Raw genomic sequence first — 16,743 nt, 5'->3', positions numbered from 1 at the left:
GCCGCGCAGTATGCGACTAAACGCAGCCTGTACGACAGACCAACGACACAGTTAAGCTGCTCTCACTTTGTTGGAGTTCATCGCATGCTGACCCTGGGAAACATCTTCGTATTGATGCTGTTGGCGACCGGTGCCGCCTGGGTATGGCACAACCACGGCCTGCGCGAAAAGGCGCTGGAGCGGGTCAAGCAGCATTGCGCCAAGCTCGATATCGAACTGCTCGACGGTGCAGTGGCGCTCAAACGCATCGGGTTTGTGAAAGATGCCAATGGTCGGCGCCGCTTGGCGCGCATTTATAACTTTGAGTTCACTGTGACCGGCGAAGCCCGTCATCCTGGGACTATCACTCAGTTCGGCGCCCACAGCGCGCAGATCGAATTGGCGCCCTACCCGTTCGAAATCAAAACGCCGCTGCCCAGCGCCGAAGTCATCGAGCTGAGCCAATGGCGCCAGGACCACGCCAGCAAGACCCGTCACTGACGGCAGGCGGCCAGCGCGCTCTGTAGCCCAGCCACGTCCTGTGGCTGGCTGAAAATCAATTCGATACGTGAATCGCGGCGCCATTCGCTGGGTTGCCAGGTGAGTGGACTATTATCCACAGCGTTAGCCGATACCCAGGTAGCGCCGCTGTGGATAACCAGCTTGGCACGGCGCCAATCTAGGCCTGACAGCCAGCTGTGCAGGCGCGCAATGTCGAACGACTGGCTCGGATGCCAGCGCCAACCGATACTCCAGCCACCTTCCTGGGCCTGGCTCAAGCAAATGGGCAACGCAGGCTCCGTCCAGATCGCCGGCATCTGTGCCAGGCCTATGGGCACGTCGAAGTTATCCACCGCTGCGCCAGCCTGTGTATTCAGACCGGGCAATTGCGTCAGGGGCAATTGCGCCTGGCGGGTCCAGTAAATCGGGCAAGCAGGGAGTTGCTGTTTTATGGCCTGGCGCTGTGAGCCATCCAACGCTTCATCTTTGTTCAGTACCAGCAAACCGGCGCTGGCCAGCACTTCCTGCTGTGCCTGCGGCAATGCTTTGCCCGCTGCCAACGCTTGGGCGTCCAATACCAACACACAGGGCTGAACCGCGAGCACGCCCTGCCATGGCGCCTCGCGCAACTGTTTGAGCAATTGCGCCGGGTGGCCCAGGCCCGAGGGCTCGATAAACAGCCGATCCGGCTTGGCCTTACGCAGCAGGCGGCCAAGCCCTACCTGGAACGGTGCACCATTCACACAGCACAAGCAGCCACCGGCCACTTCGCCCAGGGCAATGCCATCGTCGTCCTGGGTGAGTAATGCGGCGTCCAGGCCGATTTGCCCGAACTCATTGATCAACACGGCCCAGCGCTCGTTGGCCGGGCGTTGGGCCAGCAGGTGTTTGATCAGGCTGGTCTTGCCGGCGCCCAAAGGCCCGGCAATCACGTGGGTGGGAATGTTCTGCAGCATGGGGCTTCATTCAGGCCGAGTAGAGCGCTTGATCCTACGCGGTTACGCGAGCCAATCCAGCGTCAGGATCAACCGGCGCTCGTCGGCCTTGAGCGCGGGTGAACGATGGATCAAGCCATGGTTCTCGTTGCCGTGCCATTTTGTGCCCTTGAGCAGGGCCACTTCACCGCAGTGGACCTGCTCGATACACTCGGTGGGTTCCGCGTCGGGCTGGCTGAGCTTACGACGGTCCATCACGCCTTCGCGCAGCCACTGGCTGCCGATCCCGGCGTAGGTGGTGATCAGTCGAACCGGCACATGGTCGACGTGAAAGCGCGGGCACATGGCCTTGTCCAGCAGCCGCAAACGCACGCCAATCCTTTTGGCGCCGAGCAGGCAAGCAAACGCGCTGACCAGCCAGGACACATCGGCAATAAAGCCTTCGTAGCCTTCAAGATCGCGGCAGCTGGAGGCCAAACCCTGCAAATTCGGCACAGCGTCTTCGTTGTCGAGTTCAATCACCATGGAATCCGCCAACGGCTCATTGAGCGCCACCAGCAAGGCGCCGAATTCTGCGATATGCAGGGGCAACTGGCGCTGCCACAGCGTCAGGTTGACGTCGTTTTCGAGGATGTCCGACAGCGTCAGCGGGGTTTCACCACGGGTCTGCCGGATGAGCGGGCGTAAGGGAATTACCGGGGCCAGCATCAGGCTACCTGCTCATACCAAGGGCCAAAGGGGTCGGCCAACTGGCGCCAACCTTCGACGCCCTGGGCCATTTCTTCATCATTAAGCAAGCATGCGTCCAGCTCGGCGCGCATCTGCGCGAAGTCGATGTTTTGCCCGATAAACACCAACTCCTGGCGGCAGTCGCCGGTGCTCAATTGCCAGTTACTCATGATCGCCGCCACGCTTTCTTCGTCTTGCGGCCACTGGCTTTTCGGCACAAACCGCCACCAGCGCCCGGCAAAGCCGTGGCGCATCAAGCCACCGGCCTGGGACCAACTGCCCGCATCCTGATGCTTGCTCGCCAGCCAGAAAAAGCCCTTGGAGCGCAGCAGTTTGCCGTTCACCCAAGGGCGGTCGATAAAGTCGAAGAAGCGTTGCGGATGAAACGGGCGACGCGCGCGGTAAGCGGTGGAGGCGATGCCATATTCTTCGGTTTCCGGCACGTGTTCACCGCGCAACTCCTGCAACCAGCCCGGCGCTTGCGCTGCGCGTTCGAAGTCGAAGCGGCCGGTGTTGAGAATCTTGTTCAGCGGCACTTCGCCCATCACCATCGGAATGATTTCCGCCTGCGCATTGAGGCGCTCAAGGATGGCCATCAACTCCTCGCGTTCGCGGCTGCTGATCAGGTCGATCTTGCTGATCAGGATCACGTCGGCGAATTCGATCTGCTCGATCAGCAGGTCAGTGATGGAACGCTCGTCGTCTTCGCCCAGGGTTTCACCCCGGGAAGCCAGGCTTTCGGCAGCTTGGTAATCGAGCAGGAAGTTCATGCCGTCGACCACGGTGACCATGGTGTCCAGGCGCGCGATGTCGGCCAGGCTTTGCTCGTTTTCATCACGAAACGTGAAGGTTTCGGCCACGGGCAGCGGCTCGGAAATACCGGTGGATTCGATCAACAGGTAATCGAAGCGACCTTCCTTGGCGAGCTTTGTGACTTCTTCCAGCAAGTCCTCACGCAAGGTGCAGCAGATGCAGCCGTTGCTCATCTCCACCAGTTTTTCTTCGGAGCGATTCAGGGTGACGTCGCGCTGCACCTCGCTGCCGTCGATATTGATTTCACTCATGTCGTTGACGATCACCGCCACCCGCAGGTTTTCGCGGTTGCGCAGAACGTAGTTGAGCAGCGTGCTTTTACCGGCGCCGAGGAAGCCGGACAGCACGGTAACGGGAAGGCGATTGGTCATCAGGTAGTCCTCATCAGGGTTGGCCGGTCAAATCGCCCGTTTATGGCGTTCGCGCAGCTCTTCACGTTCTTTGGCTTCGATACACAGGGTGGCGGTAGGACGCCGCAGCAGGCGTTGCAGGCCGATGGGCTCGCCGGTTTCGCGGCACCAGCCGTATTCGCCGCGGGCCAGCAGTTCGAGGGCATCGTCGATCTTGTCCAAGAGCTTTTTTTCGCGCTCCAGCAGGCGCAGCTGCCATTGGCGCTGCTCTTCGGCGCTGCCGATGTCGGCCAGGTCGCTGTTGGTTTCCTGCTCGCGCAGCAGCAAAAATTCGGCCTCGATACGCGCCTGCAATTCGTCGCGCTGGGTCAGCAACAGTGCTCGGAAGAAACCTTGCTGAGCGTCATTCATGTAGTCGGCGGGCGGTTGGGCCAGAAGGTCTTGTTCAGTCATGGGAAGCGGTTCACGGGTCAGTCTGTTTTTTAATGTTATAGTATAACAATGCAAATATGCCAATCCCCGCTTGCTCGCCACGACGAAGGGCGCAATGCTGGAACACGTTCTTGCCCGAGAGGTGCTATGAAAACCCTGGTGTGTGCCCTGTTATTGGGCGTGGCAGGCACTGCCTGCGCGCAAACGCCGAGCCTGCTGGCGAACTGCACGCGCAGCGCCAACTTGCTGGCCTGTGTAGACCCGCTGGGCAACGCCTACAGCGTGGCGACGGTTGGCAGCACCACGTATTTGCGCGGCTTTGAAGTGATCGGCAAACGCTATTGGGCACAGACCAGCAGTCGCTACGGGCAACTGACGTTCTTTACCGGGTTGGCGTCCGATGGTGAGGCGTGGGTCGGCTACACGCGCCGCGTGGGCTGGACCACCATCAACCGGTTTTCCAGTTCGGGTGGCGCCAGCGCCAAGTTCACGTGCAGCCGTATAGCCGGCTGTTAGACCTGGCCGCTCTTTTGTTCCTGAACCCAGGCCATGTAGCTGTTCATCGGCGGGTTCTTCTCGAAGTATTTTTTCAGGCCGTCGAACAACCCATCCGCCACGGCTTGTTGATGACGCGCCGTCACCAGCCGCTGAGCGTCCTGGGTGTTGGAGATAAACCCGGTTTCCACCAGGATCGACGGCACGTCGGGTGATTTGAGCACCGCAAACCCGGCTTGCTCCACGCGCTTCTGGTGCAGCGTGGTGATGCTTTGCAGGCTGCCCAGCACCGAGCTGCCCAGTTGCAGGCTGGAGGCGATGGTGGCGTTCATCGACATATCGAGAATCACCCCAGCCAGCATCGGGTCCTTGTCCTTGAGGTTGAGCAAAGTGGTGGCGCCCAGCAGGTCGGCGCCGTTTTCGCGCTGCGCCATAAAGCGCGCGGTGGCGGAGGTGGCGCCGCCTTCCGACAACGCATACACCGAAGCGCCGGATGCGGTAAGGCGCGGCGCGGCGTCGGCATGCACCGAGATAAACATATCGGCCTTGTGCTGACGGGCGATATCCACGCGCTTGCGCAGCGGCACAAAGAAGTCATCGTTGCGCACCAGCTTCACGTCAAAGCCCTTCTCGCGCTTCAAGCGTTTGGCCAGCAGTTGGGCGATGGACAGCACCACGTCTTTTTCGCGCTGGCCCTTGGAGCCGATGGCGCCAGGGTCTTTGCCGCCGTGGCCGGGGTCGACCACCACAATGATGTCGCGCTTGGGGTGCGCTTTATCTACTGGAGCCACCAGCGGCGCCGGCTGCGCAGCAATCTGGCGCGGCGCGTGGGTGGCGCTGGTCAGGTCGAGCACCAGCCGATGGCCTTGGCCATCCTGCGGCGGCAATAGAAAGCTGTTGAGCTGCATCGGCGAGGCCAGGTCCAGCACGATGCGCGTATCGCTCTTGCCGAAATGCCCCGAACGAATCGAAGTAATCCCGCTGTTCTTCAAAGCCAACTGAGAGAAGTCACCACTGAGCCCGGCGCCGCTCAGGTCGATGATCACACGCTCCGGCGACGTCAGGGAGAAGGTCTTGTATTGCACCGGGCCGCTGAGGTCGAACACCAGCCGCAGTTTGTCGTCGGAGCGCCACAAGCGCGCATTACGAATCTGTGTGGCAAACGCCCCCAATGGAAAGGTGAACAGAGGGCTGACCAGCAGCAGATTGAGAAGCTGACGTCTGTGCATGAAAAACACCGCAAATAAAGGAGCGTCCCTGCTCGACATGACTGAAGAAAGACTGGAGCAGAAAAATCATCGTCGACTTAATGGTTATAATATAACATGTCTTTTTATTTCCAACGACGGACCTGCTCATGAATGCGCTGACTCTGCCGGATATCGCCGCGCAGGCTTCACGGCAAGCCTTGCCGCTCGACTGGGTGGGCATGTGCGGCATCGCCCTGCCAATCGTCATCGACGGCCAACGCCTGACTGCCACCGCCGATGCAGGCGTAAGCCTGGACGATGGCGAGGCCCGTGGCATTCATATGTCGCGCCTGTACCTGGCCTTGGAAATGCTCGACCAGCAGCTTCTTACACCTGCACTTCTGCGTAATGTACTGCAGCGCTTTCTTGAGAGTCATGAAGGATTATCTAAGAACGCCTACTTGCGCATTCACACGGATTTGTTACTCAAACGCCCGGCCTTGGTCAGCCCGCTGGCCGGTTGGAAAGGCTACCCGGTGTGCATCGAAGCGCGTCTGGAAAACCAGATGTTCCACGTGGAACTAAAAATTGACGTTACTTATTCTTCAACTTGCCCTTGCTCGGCCGCGCTCGCCAGGCAGTTGATTCAGCAGCAATTTCTTCAGGATTTTGCCAATACGCCGTTGCAGCACGAGGACGTTTTGACCTGGCTCGGCAGCGCCAACGGCATCGTCGCCACGCCTCACAGCCAGCGCAGCAGCGCCCAACTGTCGATCCAACTGGACGCCAGCCACAACACCCTGCCGCTCACAGACTTGATCGACACCGTCGAAGCCGCCCTCGGCACCGCCGTGCAAACCGCTGTAAAACGTGCGGACGAACAAGCCTTCGCCTTGGCCAACGGGCAGAACCTGATGTTCTGCGAAGACGCCGCCCGCCGCCTGAACCTCGCCTTGAAACGCTCGGATGCCGTCAAAGCCTTCCACCTGAAAGTGATCCACGCCGAAAGCCTGCACGCGCACGATGCCGTGGCTGAAAGCCGCTGGACGAGAGACTCTGCATGATCACCTGCAACGCTTTGCGCTGGGGCGCCCCTGGGCAACCACTCACCCCTGCGCTGGATCTAAGCCTGGAAAAAGGCAGCCTCACCGGCATCATTGGCGCCAACGGTACGGGCAAGAGCAGCCTGCTCAAAGTTATTGCCGGGCTGCAAAAGCCATTGGCGGGCAACGTCAGCCTGAATGTTCCACGTCGTGGCGGCTTGTCGTTCCTGCCGCAGCAGCAACACCTGGACCGGCAGTTTCCGATCAGCCTGCAAGAGTTGGTCGCCGCCGGCTTCTGGGGCACCAAGCTCAGCCCGGAACAACGCAGCCAACGTCTGCAAGCTGTGTTGGAAGACTGGTGCCTCACCGGCCTGGAGCATCGACCGTTGATGGCGTTGTCTGGCGGCGAACTGCAACGCGCGCTGCTGGCGCGCATGAGCCTGGCTCAAGCACCGGTGTTGCTACTCGATGAACCTCACGCCGCCCTCGACGAGGAAGGCCAGGCGCTGTGCTGGAAACATGTGCACGCCTGGCACGATGAGGGCCGCACGGTGGTGATCGTTTGTCATGACCTCGCCTCCGTGCGCCACCACACTCAGCATGTGGTGCAGATCAAAAGCACCGGCTGCGTGTTCGGCCCCAGCAAAGAGCTGATCCGCCCGCAACCGCATATGCAGGTGGCCTGATGCACTTCGCCGCCCACCTGTGGATGCCGTTTCAAGATTTCGTCTTCATGCGCCGCGCCCTGATTGGCGGGCTGGTCCTTGCGTGCAGCACTGCGCCGCTGGGTGTGTTCCTGATCCTGCGGCGCATGAGCCTGATCGGTGACGCCGTCGCCCACGGCATCCTGCCCGGCGCCGCGCTGGGCTTTTGGTTCGCCGGTATCAGCCTGCCGGCCCTGACCATCGGCGGCCTCGGCGCCGGCCTGGGCATGGCCGGTTTGTCGGCGTGGATCACCCGCCGCACCGGCCTGCGTGAAGACGCCAGCCTCGCCGCCGTCTACCCGATCTCGCTCGCCGCCGGCGTACTGATCCTGGGCATCGCCGGCAAGCGCCTGGACCTTCTGCACCTGCTGTTCGGCTCTGCCCTGGCGGTGGATGAAACTACCCTCACCGGCATGCTCTGGGTCTCGGGTTTCAGCCTGATCGCCATGGCGCTGATCTACAAACCGCTGCTGCTGGACACCCTTGATCCGCTGTTCCTGCAAACCGTCAGCCGTCTCGGCCCACTCGCCCACGGGTTATTCCTGACCCTGGTGGTGCTGAACCTGGTGATCGGCTTCCAGGCTATCGGCGCGTTGATGGTGGTGGGTTTGATGATGTTGCCGGCGATTGCTTCACGCTTCTGGAGCCGACGCCTGCCGGTGTTGATTGCGGTATCGGCGGTGCTGGGATGCCTGTCGGTGTGGTTTGGTTTGCTGCTGTCGTTCTACTACTCACTGCCCAGCGGCCCGGCCATCGTGCTGGTGGCTGGCGGCGGGTATTTGCTGTCCGTGGTTTTCGGCCCGGTGCACGGCTTGCTGCGCCGCCCGCCCTCTCTTACATCCCAATGAGGTGTTTCCCGATGCGCGCTTTACTCGTGCTGTTCAGTCTTCTGCTGCCCTTGTCGATGGCCCAGGCCGCCGACAAACTCCAAGTGGTCACCAGCTTCAGCATTCTCGATGACATCACCCACCAGATCGGTGGCGACCACATCCAGATCAGCAACATGGTCGGCCCCGACTCCGACGCCCACACCTATGAGCCGACGCCGGACGATGCCAAGGCGCTGCTCAAGGCCAAGGTCATCATCAAGAACGGCCTGGGCTTCGAACCCTGGCTGGACCGCCTGGTTACCAGCACCGAAACCAAGGCCACCGTGGTCACCGCCAGCAAAGGCGTGATTTCCCACACCATGGAAGAAGACGGCGAAACCATTCCGGACCCGCACGCCTGGCACAACCTGGCCAACGCCGAAATCTATGTAAACAACATCACCAAGGCACTGGTGGCAGCCGACCCGGCCAACAAGGCTGACTATCTGCGTAACAGCCAGACCTACCTGAAAGAAATCTACCGCTTGCTGGCCGAAGCCAAGACCAAGTTCGGCGCGCTGCCGGCCGGCAACCGCCGCATCGTCACCTCCCATGACGCCTTCGGTTACCTGGGCCAGGCCTATGGCATCCAGTTCCTGGCGCCACAAGGCCTGTCGACCGAACGCGAACCTTCGGCCGCTGAAGTCGCTGCGCTGATCACCCAGATCCGCAAGGACAAGGTCAAAGCCGTGTTCATGGAAAACATCAAGGACTCGCGCCTGCTCAAGCAGATCGCTGACGAAAGCGGCGCGCAGATCGGCGGCACGCTGTACTCCGACGCCCTCGCCGCCGAAGGCCCGGCGAGCACCTTCACCGGGCTGTTCGAGTACAACCTCAACACCTTGTGCGCCGCCCTGAGCAAGCCATGACCCTGAGCATGCTCGACCTGGAAGAGGCTGCCCTGGGCAGCCGCTTTCCACTCGAACCCGTACTCGACGCGCTGCCGTGGAACAGCGATGGCCTGATTGCCGCCATCGCCCAGCAACACGGCAGCGGCGTTGTGCTGATGCTGGCCTGGATGAATCGCCAGGCGCTCAGCGAAACCCTGGCCACTGGGCACGTCTGCTACTGGTCACGCTCGCGCCAGCAACTGTGGCGCAAAGGCGAAAGCTCCGGCCACTGGCAACAGTTGATCGAGGCGCGCCTGGATTGTGATGGCGACGCCGTGCTGCTGATCGTCGACCAGCAAGGCCCGGCCTGCCACACCGGGCGGCCGACCTGTTTCTACAACGCCATAGATGGCGATCACGTTCACATTATTACGGAGCCTGTTGCATGATTCGCAAGAACCCTTCCGGCGACTTGCCGGTGATTGCCGAGTCGGCCTACGTCGACAAGACCGCGATCATCTGCGGCAAGGTCATCATTGGCGAGAACGTGTTCGTCGGCCCCTACGCCGTGATCCGCGCCGACGAAGTCGACGCCACCGGCGACATGGACCCGATCACCATCGGCGCCAACTCCAACATCCAGGACGGCGTGGTGATCCACTCCAAATCCGGTGCGGCGGTGACGATTGGAGAGTTCACGTCTATCGCGCACCGCTCCATCGTCCACGGCCCATGCACTGTCGGCGACCGCGTTTTTATCGGTTTCAACAGCGTGCTGTTCAACTGCGCCGTCGGCGACGGCTGCGTGGTGCGCCACAACTCGGTGGTCGATGGGCGCGACTTGCCCGCCGCCTTCTACGTGCCCTCCACCACCCGCATCGGCCCCAATACCGACTTGTCGCAATTCCCGCCGGTGAGCGTCAGCGCCTCGGAATTTTCCGAAGACGTCGCGCGTACCAACGTCGACCTGGTACGTGGTTACAAAGCCCTGCAAAACGAGTTCTGAACCATGAGCCGTCTGCTGATCCGCAACGCCCGCCTGGTCAATGAAGGCCAGGAATTCGACGCCGATGTGCTGATCGCCAATGGCCGCATCGAGAAGATTGCCGCCAGCCTTGAAGGCTACAACGAGCCTGTGGAGATCGACGCCCAAGGCCAATGGCTGCTGCCGGGCATGATCGACGACCAGGTGCACTTTCGCGAACCCGGCGCGCCGGACAAAGGCAGTTTCTACAGCGAATCCCGCGCGGCGGTGGCCGGTGGCATTACCAGCTTCATGGACATGCCCAACACCAGCCCGGCCACGCTGAACCTCGAAGCACTGGCCGATAAAAAGCGCCGCGCCGCGTTGCACTCGGTGGCCAACTACGGCTTTCACTTCGGCGTGAGCAACGACAACCTCGACGTGGTTGCCGCCCTCGACCCGCGTGAAGTGGCCGGGGTTAAAGTGTTTATGGGCGCCTCCACCGGCAATATGCTGGTGGACGACCCACGGATTCTGGAGCGGCTGTTTGCGCAAGTGCCGACCCTCCTGCTGGCCCACTGCGAACACACGCCGAGCATCCTGGCCAACGAGCAACGCCTGCGCGAGCGTTTCGGCGAACAGATTCCTGCCGTCGCCCACCCGCTGATCCGCGATGCCGAAGCCTGTTATCGCTCGTCGTCCTTTGCCGTGGAATTGGCCAAGCGCCATGGCACGCGCCTGCATGTGCTGCACCTGACCAGCGCCCGCGAACTGGCATTGTTCGAAGACAAGCCTTTGGCCGAAAAGCACATCACCGCCGAAGTCTGCCTGCACCACCTGCTGTTCGATGACCGTGATTATCATCGCCTCGGCCACCAGATCAAATGCAACCCGGCGATCAAGAGCCGCGCCGACCGCGACGCGTTGCGCCTGGCCTTGTTGAGTGATCGTCTGGATGTGATCGGCACCGACCATGCGCCGCATACCTGGGCGCAAAAACAGTTGGGCTACCGTGAAGCGCCGTCCGGGTTGCCGCTGGTGCAGCACGCGTTGCCGGCGTTATTGGAATTGGTCATGGACGGGCATTTGCCCCTGACCACGCTGGTGGCAAAAACCAGTCACCGGGTGGCCGATTTATTCGCCATCCCGGACCGTGGTTACTTGCGCGAAGGTTATTGGGCCGACTTGGTGCTGATCAAACCCGAGCCTGAAGGTAAACCCGTCAGTAGCCAGCCGATCCTCGCCCGCTGCGGCTGGACACCGTTCGCCGAACGCAGCTTTCGCCACAGCGTGAGCACCACGCTGGTGTCCGGCCACCTGGCGTGGCACAACGGCCAGGTGGTCGACAGCTGCCAGGGCTTGCCCCTGCATTTTTTGCGTTAGGCGCGGGGTTTTACCGTACCGCAATCGTTACCCAACCACTGGGCGTGGGTGTCCAGGCTGCCCTTCTGCTGGACGCCCGTGGCATTGAAAGTACCGTTTACCCTGGTAGTGAATTCCTGCTGGCTCTGGAAGGTTGCAACGCCAGTGCCCTGGGCTTTCGGGCAGCTGAAACGGAATTTCCATTGGTTGCCGGTCTTGTCGGTCACTTCCTGCTTGCAGCCCGATTGCGGGTCGGTCAGCGGGATCGAGTCGGAGGCGACCTGGGCAGGCGTCAGGCATACCTGCACGCCTTTACCGGCCATGGTGATGCCCTGTTTTTCCAGCATCGCACGCTGCTCCGGGGTCATCTGTTGCTTGAGCTGACCGAGGATCAGCGACAAGTCCGGCAAGTCCTGGTTATCGACTTTCATATTGCTGGTGGTCAATTCCCACAAGCCCGGCGCCAGCATCTGCGCCTGAGCCGCCACGGGCAGCGTCAGTCCAACAACCATGGCCAAACCAAGCAGACGAGCATTCATCGGGTAACTCCTGGGTAATTGTGGGCGTTAGACGCCGCAAAGCCGCCAGTGTTGCACGGCAAATAAAATAGCGACATTCGCTGTGGAACATGGTCTGTTAGGCACTCGATTGCCTGGAGTCATGTCGTTCATGGATTTTTTTGGCCCGCACCTGCTCGCCTACTTCATTGCCACGCTGCACTTTCTCGGGACGCTGGCGGCGATCCACGCGGTACTGACGGTCAGGACCGCCCAAGGCTCGATCGCCTGGGCCCTGTCGCTGATGTTCATGCCTTACCTGACGCTGATCCCGTACCTGATCTTCGGCCGCAGCACCTTCGATGCGTACATCCAGGCCCGTCGCCAGGCCAACCAGGAAATGCACACCGCCATCACCGAGCTGAACTGGCGCCCATGGGTCGAAGAAGCCCTGGCCGCGCGCAACTCCAGCGCCTACGGCTCCTTGCGCGCCATGCCCAAACTGGGGCGCATGCCGTGCCTGGCCAATAATGAAGTGCGGTTGCTGATCAATGGTGAAGCCACATTCAGCGCGATTTTCGACGCCATTCGCAACGCCAAAACTGCAGTGCTGTTTCAGTTTTTCATCATTCATGACGACGAGCTTGGCAGACAGCTGCATGCGCTGTTGAAGGAAAAAGCTGCCGAAGGTGTAGACATTCACGTGCTCTACGACCGCATCGGCAGCCACGCCCTGCCCCACCGTTACGTGCAATCGCTGCGCGACGCCGGGGTCAAAGTCAAAGCGTTCGCCACCCGCAGCGGCTGGCTTAACCGTTTCCAGGTCAACTTTCGCAACCATCGCAAAATCGTGGTGGTGGACGGCATTACCGGCTTTGTCGGCGGGCACAACGTCGGTGATGAATACCTGGGCAAAAAGCCGCCACTGGCACCCTGGCGCGACACCCATGTGCAGGTCACAGGCCCGGTGGTGGCGTGCCTGCAGGAGTCATTTGCCGAAGACTGGTTCTGGGCGGCGCGCGAGCTGCCGCCACTGATTTTGCCGGACACTTACCCCGAAGACGGCGTGCTCTGCCAATTGCTCGCCAGCGGCCCGGCCGATCCGTACGAAACCTGCTCGCTGTTTTTTGTCGAAGCCATTCATGCGGCGACCGAACGCGTGTGGATCACCAGCCCGTATTTCGTCCCCGATGAAGCCGTGTTCTCGGCCTTGCGCCTGGCCGTGCTGCGCGGCGTTGACGTGCGCTTGCTGCTGCCGTCGCGCCCCGACCATCGCATCGTCTACGCCGCGTCCAGCCTTTACGCGATCGAAGCGGTACGCGCCGGCGTGCGGGTATTCCGCTACAAGCCAGGCTTTCTGCATCAAAAAGTCGTGTTGGTGGACAGCGAAATCAGCGCCATCGGCAGCGCGAACATGGACAACCGTTCGTTCCGGCTGAATTTTGAAGTGATGCTGCTGACGGTGGACGAGGCGTTTGCCAGCGAGGTGGAGCAGATGTTGCTGGATGACTTCGCCCTGGCCCATGAAGTCAGCCAGGAAGAAAGTCGCGAGACTCGGCGCCTGCAACAACTGGGCATGCGGGTGGCGCGGCTTATCTCACCCATTCTTTGATACAGCACAGAACAAATGTGGGAGCGGGCTTGCTCGCGAATGCGGAGTGTCAGAACCAAATTAATTGGCTGATCCACCGCATTCGCGAGCAAGCCCGCTCCCACATTTAGATCTTCAGCACTTTTATAACCGAGTTTCAGCGGTAGATATCTTCCCGCGTCCACGGCAATTCATGGCTGCCGTCGGCATGGGGTTTCACCGCCAATATCTGGTGCAAATTGATCCAGCCCCGCGCAAACGCATACGCGCAACCGGCCAGGTATAACCGCCAGATCCGCAGTGCCTGCTCCGGCACCATCTTCGCCGCCGCTTCGAGGTTGTCTTCCAGGCGCTCGCTCCAATGATCCAAGGTGCGCGCGTAGTGCAGGCGCAGGCTTTCGACGTCGACCACTTCCAGCCCGACTTCACTGATTTCGGCGGTCATCATCGCCAGGTGCGGCAGCTCGCCGTTGGGGAAGACATAACGCTCGATAAACTCGCCGGCGCCACGGCCCACGGGTCGGCCATCGGTGTGCTTGGCGGTAATGCCATGGTTCATCACCAGCCCGCCTTCGCGCACCGCGCCAAACAGCGTCTTGCAATACTCCGCCAGGTTGGCGTGGCCGACGTGTTCGAACATCCCCACGCTGACGACTTTGTCGAAACGACCGTCTTGCGGCAGGTCGCGATAGTCGAGCAGTTGCAGGTCGACCTGATCTTGCAGCCCTTCAGCTTTAACCCGCTCCCGAGCCAGCGCCAGCTGTTCCTTGCTCAGGGTAATGCCAAACACTTTGACCCCAAACTCACGCGCCGCAAACCGCGCCAGCCCGCCCCAACCACAGCCAACGTCGAGCAAATACTCACCCGGCTGCAGCCGCAATTTGCGGCACAGATGGCGAAATTTGTCTTGTTGGGCCTGGTCGATGGATTCGCTGCCGGTTTCGAAATAACCGCAGGAATACGCCATGTCCTGGTCCAGCCATAGCTGGTAGAACTCGTTGGACAGGTCGTAATGGTAGGAAATAGCCGCTGCGTCAGTGGCCTTGTCGTGGATCGAGCGCACCGGACGATTCCCCTCGTCGTCGTCGATCAGGGCATGACTCAACTCGTCACATACCCGGATAACCTCGGAGATGGAGCCTTCCAGCTCCAACTTGCCCTCGACGAAGGCTTCGCCCAAAGCATCGAGCGTTGGATGGGTCAGCCTGGACACGACCGTGGGGTCCTTCACCACGATGGTCACACTGGGCTCGGGGCCCAAGTTGAATTCATGGCCGTCCCAGAGTCGAAGACGCAGCGGTAGCTGAAGATTCTGTAAGGCCGGTGGAAGTTGCGCGAGCATGAGTAGTCCCCCCCTTGTTTCAGACGTCTGGAGTGAGGGTAGACCATCCGAAGACAAAGTAGGAGGCTATCGATTTAATAGCCTTCTTCTATGGGGCTCGGCGCTCGAGCAACCCATCCTGGATCCACTGTTTCAGCCATGTCACTGCTTGCAGTGGTGCACCCTCTGCATAAGTGACTACCAGCGCTTCGCACAGTTCTGAAAAATTCCAGCCGGTGGTCACCATTCCCGCCAAGGCACAGGCTTCAGCGGGCTCCAGGCTGCGGTAATGGCACACGTTGTGGTGGCGCCATACCAGGCAAATCTGCGCCAGCTCCAGCGCATGACTGTCGGGAAACTCCGACTCATCCTTGCTCGCCCGCCAGATTGCCACGGTATTGAAATGACACAGCACCTGCTGCACCGACGGCGCCAGGGTGACCTGCAACGCCGGCCACTCTTCGGGCGCCAGTTGCGCCATATCATCAAGGGCCAGCGGCTCACCCTGCGGCGCATCAAACGCCAGGGTAAACGCCCATTCCAACCGCGCCAGCTCAGCCAGCGGCACGCTCTGCTCAGCCACCAGATGCTCGACGATAAACGCCGGGAACCGCTCACCCAGCCAACGCAGGCTGTAATGGGCGGACGGATAACGGCGCAAATAGGCTTGTGTGAGTGAGGCGAACTCATCATCGCCGAGCCAATACCAAATGGCACCGAAGTCATGGCGCAGCACCTCCTGCAAGCGCGACAGGTAGGCGTTGTGATAAATCGCCAGGCCCGTGTCCACATCCAGGGTCGGCCCGCCCAGCAAGGTAGCGGCGAAACCACTGTTGGCGGCTGAGTTTTCAGATAACAGGTGTTGCTCAAAGGCCAGCTGCCAATCGGTCAGGCGCATAACGATCTCCGGGCCAAGGCGATCGCGCCCAATTCACGGGCCTTGCTCAACTCGGTGAGCAGTTCTTCGAACGGCGGGAAATGGTCATCGCGTTCCAGCAAGGTCGACACCGGCCCCAAGCGCTCAAGTGTCTGCTGATAAAGCGCCCAAACCGGGTCGCACACCGGATGGTCATGGGTATCGACCACATAGTCGCCGTAGTCCATATGCCCGGCCAGATGCAGCTGGCGGATACTGTCGGGCGGCAAACTATGGATAAAGGTCCAGGCATCAAAGCCGTGGTTGCGCGAGCTGACATACACGTTGTTCACGTCCAGCAGCAGCTGGCACCCGGTCAGATGAGCCAAGGCATTGAGGAATTCCCACTCGGTAAACTCATCGGCCTTGGAGCGCACATAGCTGGAGACGTTTTCCAGCACCAGTGGGCGTTGCAACACATCCTGCACTTGGCGCACGCGGCCGGCCACGTGGTAAAGGCTTTCTTCGGTGTAAGGCAGCGGCAGCAAGTCGTGCAACTGATGGGCACTGCCACGGCTCCAGCACAGGTGATCGGAGATCCACGCAGGCTGAATGCGCTCGGCAAGCTGTTTGATTTGTTTCAGGTAATCGGTATCGAGGGCATGCGGCCCGCCGATGGACAAGGACACACCGTGCATCACCAGGGGATAACGCTCGGCTATCGCGTCCAGGTAATACAAGGCTTTACCGCCCTGGACCAGATAATTCTCGGAGATCACTTCGAACCAATCCACGGCCGGCGATTGTTCAAGGATCTGCTGGTAGTACTCACTGCGTAAACCCAGGCCGTAACCCAGACTTGTAAGGGAAGCGGACATCACACACTCCTGGGCAAAGTGTCCGCAGCGGTGGGGGGCATCCGCTGCGGGAGCACTGAGTTGCCGGTTATTCGCCGACTTTGCCGCCAGCCTTGGTGCAAGCATCTGCACTGGCCATAGCCTTAAAGCCCTGACCTTTGCACGAACCTTGACCTTTGCAGGCGTGGTCCTTGGTTTTGCAATCGTTCTGGCCTTTGCACGCGTTGATGCCGTAGCAGTGCACAGCGGTGTCAGCGGCTTGAGCCTGAGTGACAACACCAGCAAACATGGTAGCGGCGGCCATTGCGAGGGCGGCACCAGCAGCAGCGGATTTGAAGTTCATTTTTGTATTCCTCATGATCGGTAGTGGAATCGGTCTGAACGGATTGCTCAGTCTCGACATACCACTAGAGTGAGGTCCCTCA

Annotated in this window: 20 protein-coding genes; 10 read left to right on the top strand and 10 right to left on the bottom strand. The window is 60.6% G+C overall.

The window, feature by feature from the left end; all coding sequences use genetic code 11:
- Positions 1-84 precede the first annotated feature (84 nt).
- Positions 85-480, top strand: coding sequence for a DUF3301 domain-containing protein (locus BLV67_RS24250; protein ID WP_058421086.1), 396 nt, complete (start codon positions 85-87; stop codon positions 478-480).
- On the opposite strand, the gene BLV67_RS24245 is transcribed toward BLV67_RS24250, so the two are convergent.
- The 4 genes from BLV67_RS24245 to dksA are packed head-to-tail and all read right to left on the bottom strand — an operon-like array spanning position 474 to position 3,760.
- A complete protein-coding gene (locus BLV67_RS24245) occupies positions 474-1,436 on the bottom strand; it encodes a CobW family GTP-binding protein (RefSeq protein WP_069785760.1) in 963 nt (320 codons plus the stop codon). The genes BLV67_RS24250 and BLV67_RS24245 overlap by 7 nt on opposite strands.
- 42 nt (positions 1,437-1,478) lie before the next feature.
- Entirely contained in the window at positions 1,479-2,123 is a 645-nt protein-coding gene (locus BLV67_RS24240) for a DUF1826 domain-containing protein (protein WP_069785761.1), read from the bottom strand.
- Complete coding sequence (zigA, locus tag BLV67_RS24235) at positions 2,123-3,328, bottom strand: zinc metallochaperone GTPase ZigA (protein ID WP_068931374.1); 1,206 nt, start codon at positions 3,326-3,328, stop codon at positions 2,123-2,125. Before zigA ends, BLV67_RS24240 begins: the two co-directional genes overlap by 1 nt.
- A 27-nt stretch (positions 3,329-3,355) precedes the next feature.
- Positions 3,356-3,760, bottom strand: coding sequence for an RNA polymerase-binding protein DksA (dksA, locus tag BLV67_RS24230; protein WP_065932049.1), 405 nt, complete (start codon positions 3,758-3,760; stop codon positions 3,356-3,358).
- Positions 3,761-3,886: 126 nt separating this feature from the next.
- Between dksA and BLV67_RS24225 the strand changes: the two genes are divergently transcribed.
- Positions 3,887-4,255, top strand: a complete 369-nt coding sequence (locus BLV67_RS24225) for a hypothetical protein (RefSeq protein WP_056860913.1) — start codon at positions 3,887-3,889, stop codon at positions 4,253-4,255.
- On the opposite strand, the gene BLV67_RS24220 is transcribed toward BLV67_RS24225, so the two are convergent.
- Entirely contained in the window at positions 4,252-5,463 is a 1,212-nt protein-coding gene (locus BLV67_RS24220; RefSeq protein WP_065932047.1) for an N-acetylmuramoyl-L-alanine amidase, read from the bottom strand. The genes BLV67_RS24225 and BLV67_RS24220 overlap by 4 nt on opposite strands.
- 128 nt (positions 5,464-5,591) lie before the next feature.
- On the opposite strand from BLV67_RS24220, the gene folE2 reads away from it, so the two are divergent.
- The 7 genes from folE2 to BLV67_RS24185 are packed head-to-tail and all read left to right on the top strand — an operon-like array spanning position 5,592 to position 11,217.
- On the top strand, positions 5,592-6,488 hold the full coding sequence (folE2, locus tag BLV67_RS24215; protein ID WP_069785762.1) for a GTP cyclohydrolase FolE2: 897 nt from the start codon (positions 5,592-5,594) through the stop codon (positions 6,486-6,488).
- Positions 6,485-7,153, top strand: a complete 669-nt coding sequence (locus BLV67_RS24210) for a metal ABC transporter ATP-binding protein (RefSeq protein ID WP_069785763.1) — start codon at positions 6,485-6,487, stop codon at positions 7,151-7,153. Before folE2 ends, BLV67_RS24210 begins: the two co-directional genes overlap by 4 nt.
- A complete protein-coding gene (locus BLV67_RS24205) occupies positions 7,153-8,019 on the top strand; it encodes a metal ABC transporter permease (RefSeq protein ID WP_065932044.1) in 867 nt (288 codons plus the stop codon). Before BLV67_RS24210 ends, BLV67_RS24205 begins: the two co-directional genes overlap by 1 nt.
- A gap of 11 nt (positions 8,020-8,030) precedes the next feature.
- Complete coding sequence (locus BLV67_RS24200) at positions 8,031-8,909, top strand: metal ABC transporter substrate-binding protein (RefSeq protein WP_065932043.1); 879 nt, start codon at positions 8,031-8,033, stop codon at positions 8,907-8,909.
- A complete protein-coding gene (gene hisI / locus BLV67_RS24195; protein WP_065932042.1) occupies positions 8,906-9,319 on the top strand; it encodes a phosphoribosyl-AMP cyclohydrolase in 414 nt (137 codons plus the stop codon). The genes BLV67_RS24200 and hisI overlap by 4 nt, the downstream gene beginning before the upstream one ends.
- Positions 9,316-9,876 carry a gamma carbonic anhydrase family protein gene (locus BLV67_RS24190; RefSeq protein ID WP_017135756.1) on the top strand — a complete coding sequence of 187 codons (561 nt, stop codon included), beginning with the start codon at positions 9,316-9,318 and terminating at the stop codon, positions 9,874-9,876. Before hisI ends, BLV67_RS24190 begins: the two co-directional genes overlap by 4 nt.
- A 3-nt stretch (positions 9,877-9,879) precedes the next feature.
- Positions 9,880-11,217, top strand: a complete 1,338-nt coding sequence (locus BLV67_RS24185) for a dihydroorotase (RefSeq protein WP_069785764.1) — start codon at positions 9,880-9,882, stop codon at positions 11,215-11,217.
- Here the strand turns inward: BLV67_RS24185 and BLV67_RS24180 are convergent.
- Complete coding sequence (locus BLV67_RS24180; RefSeq protein ID WP_065932040.1) at positions 11,214-11,735, bottom strand: DUF3617 domain-containing protein; 522 nt, start codon at positions 11,733-11,735, stop codon at positions 11,214-11,216. The two genes, BLV67_RS24185 and BLV67_RS24180, sit on opposite strands and share 4 nt — an antisense overlap.
- Positions 11,736-11,865: 130 nt before the next feature.
- Between BLV67_RS24180 and cls the strand changes: the two genes are divergently transcribed.
- Positions 11,866-13,305 carry a cardiolipin synthase gene (gene cls / locus BLV67_RS24175; RefSeq protein ID WP_065932039.1) on the top strand — a complete coding sequence of 480 codons (1,440 nt, stop codon included), beginning with the start codon at positions 11,866-11,868 and terminating at the stop codon, positions 13,303-13,305.
- A 136-nt stretch (positions 13,306-13,441) separates the two neighbouring features.
- Here the strand turns inward: cls and cfaB are convergent, their stop codons facing one another.
- From cfaB to bufA2, 4 genes are all read right to left on the bottom strand, one after another.
- The gene (cfaB, locus tag BLV67_RS24170; protein ID WP_065932038.1) at positions 13,442-14,626 is read right to left on the bottom strand and encodes a C17 cyclopropane fatty acid synthase CfaB; all 1,185 of its coding nucleotides are present in this window, start codon (positions 14,624-14,626) and stop codon (positions 13,442-13,444) included.
- Positions 14,627-14,714: 88 nt separating this feature from the next.
- Complete coding sequence (locus tag BLV67_RS24165) at positions 14,715-15,503, bottom strand: HvfC/BufC N-terminal domain-containing protein (RefSeq protein ID WP_069785765.1); 789 nt, start codon at positions 15,501-15,503, stop codon at positions 14,715-14,717.
- A complete protein-coding gene (bufB, locus tag BLV67_RS24160; protein WP_069785766.1) occupies positions 15,494-16,339 on the bottom strand; it encodes an MNIO family bufferin maturase in 846 nt (281 codons plus the stop codon). The genes BLV67_RS24165 and bufB overlap by 10 nt, the downstream gene beginning before the upstream one ends.
- A gap of 67 nt (positions 16,340-16,406) precedes the next feature.
- Entirely contained in the window at positions 16,407-16,661 is a 255-nt protein-coding gene (gene bufA2 / locus BLV67_RS24155) for a BufA2 family periplasmic bufferin-type metallophore (RefSeq protein ID WP_017135097.1), read from the bottom strand.
- Positions 16,662-16,743 lie beyond the last annotated feature (82 nt).

It is taken from the genome of Pseudomonas salomonii, assembly GCF_900107155.1.
GTDB lineage: Bacteria > Pseudomonadota > Gammaproteobacteria > Pseudomonadales > Pseudomonadaceae > Aquipseudomonas > Aquipseudomonas salomonii.
Note: the sequence above shows the minus strand (reverse complement) of the source record. Positions and strands in the feature narration are given on the sequence as shown.